Annotated in this window: 2 protein-coding genes; both read right to left on the reverse strand. The window is 72.4% G+C overall.

Features of this window, described 5'->3' with window-relative positions; translation table 11 throughout:
- Positions 1-1,368 (reverse strand): condensation domain-containing protein (locus tag ACP4J3_RS50500; RefSeq protein ID WP_426545008.1); only part of this gene is annotated, 1,368 nt, incomplete at its 3' end.
- Positions 1,365-3,367, reverse strand: a 2,003-nt coding sequence (locus ACP4J3_RS50505; RefSeq protein WP_426545010.1) for a condensation domain-containing protein, incomplete at its 5' end; no start/stop codon positions are given. The genes ACP4J3_RS50500 and ACP4J3_RS50505, both read right to left, overlap by 4 nt.

Here is a 3,367-nt window from a genome sequence, read left to right on the forward strand (position 1 = left end):
CCGCGACGACACCACAGCAGCCGGCCCCGCCAGCACAGCCGCCCGCTCCTGCGCGGACAGCAGATCCATCCGCCCGACCGGCCGGGAGGAATCCGTGACGACGAGGTCGAGCACCCGGATCAACCGGTCGACGAACCCGGCGGCCGTCGCCTGGCCGAACAGGTCGTCGCGGTAGTCCAGGCGGAGGTACAGACGACGACCCGGGGCGGCGATCAGGGTCAGGGGATAGTGCGTCGCGTCCCGCCCGCGACCCAGGTCAGGGGTGATCCGCAGCCCGGTCTCCGGCCGCTCGCCGGGTTCGTCCCACGGGTAGTTCTCGAAGACCAGAGAGGTGTCGAAGAGGTCGCCCAGACCGGCCAGTTGCTGGATGCGGGCGAGCCCGAGGTGGTGGTGCCCGGTGAGCCGCGACTGCGCGCTCTGCACCTGTTCGACGGTGGCCAGCAGGGACTGCGCCGGGTTGAGGGACACCCGCACCGGCACCATGTTGATGAGCAGCCCCACCATGCTCTCGACGCCGGGCAGTTGAGGGTCGCGCCCGGCCACGACGGCCCCGAACACGATGTCGTCGTGGCCGGTGCGCCGGCTCAGCACAATCCCCCAAGCGGCCTGGAGCACGGTGTTCAGGGTCACCCCGTGCCGGCGCGCCCAGTCGGCCAGCGCTGCCGTGCGGTCCTCGTCCAGCTCCACGGTGATCCGCTCCGGCATCAGTCCGGGACGGCCCGGGTCCACCGGGGCGAGCAGCGTCGGCTGTTCGAGTCCGCCGAGCGCCTCCCGCCAGGCGGCCTCCGCCGCCGGCTGGTCCTGCTGCGCGAGCCACCCCAGGTACTGCCGGTAGGGGGCCACTCGGGGCAGCACGGTGGTGTCGCCCTGGCTGTCGTACAGCGCGGTCAGCTCGCGCACGAGCAGTGGCGTCGACCAGCCGTCGAGCAGGATGTGGTGGGTGGTCATGATGAGGCGGTGGCTTTCGGCGGCCAGGCGCACCAGGGAGAAGCGCAGCAGGGGCGGCTCGGCCAGGTCGAACCGGCGGGCGTGCTCCTTGGCAGCGAGCCGGGCCAGCTCCGCCTCCGCGTCGGCCTCGGGAAGCGGCGACAGGTCGAACTCGTCCCACGGAATGTTGACCTGACGTGGTATCAGCTGTACGGTGCGGCCGGAGTCCACCTGCCGGAATCCGGCGCGCAGGTTCGGGTGCCGTTGGACGAGCGCGAGCACGGCGGCCCGCAGCCGCGCCGCGTCGAGGACGCCCTCGATGGTGAGGACGTGCTGCACCGCGTAGACGTCCGCGCCGTCCTGCTCGTAGCGGGAGTGGAACAGCAGCCCCTCCTGCATCGGGGAGAGGGGGAGGATGTCTTCCAGGCCCGACGACGTCATTTCTGCACCCTCCACGCTGCTTCGAGCTGCTCGATGTCGTGCTGGCTGAGTTCGGTCAGGGGGAAGTCCGAGGGGCTGTGGCCGCCGGTGCCGGAGCGCTCGCCGTGCCGGACCAGTCCGCGGATCGCTCGGAACCAGTGGTCGGCCAGGGCTCGGACGTGCCGTTCGGTCCACAGATCCGGCGCCCAGGTCCAGACGGCCTCCAGTTCCGGCCCGTCCGGGATGTCGCGGACCATGCTGTTCACCTCAACCCCGTGCGCCAGGGCGGTCGCCGGGTCGGCGCCGCTCAGCAGGCCCGTCTCGGCGGCCACCGTCCATTCCGGGCGGCCGGGGACCACCGGGGCGCCCGCCGAGGGGAACCGGCCGAGGTAGTTGAATCCGAGTTGCGGTACGGCGAGCCCGGCCAGCTCCGGCGCGGTGTCGGGATTGAGGTGCCGCAGCAGGCCGTAGCCGATGCCCCGCTCGGGCAGGGAGCGGACCTGTTCCTTCACTCGTTTCAGGGCCTGTCCGAGCGACGGCCCGCCGTCGACGACCTCTTCCCACGCCAGCGGGCCGGGGTCGACACGGACGGGATACAGCGAGGTGAACCACCCCACGGTGCGCGAGAGGTCCACGCCCTCGACGATCTCCTCGCGCCCGTGTCCCTCCATGTCCACGAGGAGAGCCGTGTGCCGCCCGCGTGCATGGGTCCGGCGCCACTGGGCGACCGCCAGGGCGAGCGCGGTGAGCAGGACGTCGTCGACCTTCGCGTGGAAGGCCGTGGGCACCGTCGTCAGGAGCGGGGTGGTGACCTCGGGCGGCAGGGAGAGCGTTAGCTCGCGGGCCCGGCCCACGGTGTCCCGCGCGGCATCGAGCCGGCCAGTGGTCAGCGGTGGGTCAGCCGCGGTGAGCAGTCCGGTCCACAGCGCCGCCTCGGCGGTGCGGGCCGGCTGCCGGGCCTCGACCGTGAGGAGACTCGCCCAGCGACGCAGGGAGGTGCCCACCGGGTCCAGCCGTGGGGGACGGCCGCCCCCGACGGACTCGCAGGCGGCGATGAGATCGGGAAGCAGGATCCGCCAGGACACCCCGTCGACGACGAGATGGTTGACGACGACCAGCAGCCTGCCCCGTTCGGCCGGTCCGGCGTCGAACCAGACCACCTGAACCAGCAGGCCGCGCTCGGCCGACAGCCGGTCGGACGCCGCCTCCGCCTGTGCGCGGACCAGCGTCGCGTCGACGGCCGCACCGGCGGTGTCGACACGATGCACCACGTCCGCAGCCGACACGGACCCCACCGGGCTCACCTCAAGCGACCACGCCCCGTTGTCCTGACCGCTCCGTTTCCGGGTCAACCGCAGCGCGTCGTGGTGGTCCACGAGCCCCTGCACGGCCGCGACGAGGTGGTCCTCGCGCAACCCTGCCGGCACCTCCAGCAGCATCGCCTGGTGGAACGCGTCGATGTCGCCACCGCGCGCGTCGAACCAGCGCATGATCGGCGTCGGTTCCAGCCCTCCCACGCCGGAGTCGCCGGAATCGGGTGCCGACACGGCCAGTTCCTCGGCGATCTCGGCCAGTCCGGCCGCGGTCCGCTGCTCGAAGACGTCCCGGACCGCCAGTCCGACACCCGCCGAGCGAGCGAGGCTGACCAGCCGGATCGAGACGATGCTGTCGCCGCCGAGCGCGAAGAAGTCGTCGTCGGGCCCGACGTTGTCCACGCCCAGGGCCTGCGCGACCAGCGTCCCCAGCAGTCGCTCGCGCTCGGTCCGCGGTTCACGACGCGGCACATCCGCCCGCGCGCCCTGATCGGGTTCGGGCAGCGCGGCCCGGTCGAGCTTGCCGTTGGCCGTCAACGGCAGCCGGTCCAGGGTGACGTACGTGGACGGCGCCATGTACTCGGGCAGCCGCTGCCGCACGAACTCCCGCAGATCTGCCGGTCTTTCGCCGGTGTCGGGGACTACGTAGGCGATCAGGCGGGTGCTGCCGGGCTGGTCGTGATGGGCGACCACGGCGGCCTGAGCGA

Origin of the sequence: Streptomyces sp. UG1 (assembly GCF_049974585.1) — a bacterium.
Classification (GTDB): Bacteria; Actinomycetota; Actinomycetes; order Streptomycetales; family Streptomycetaceae; genus Streptomyces.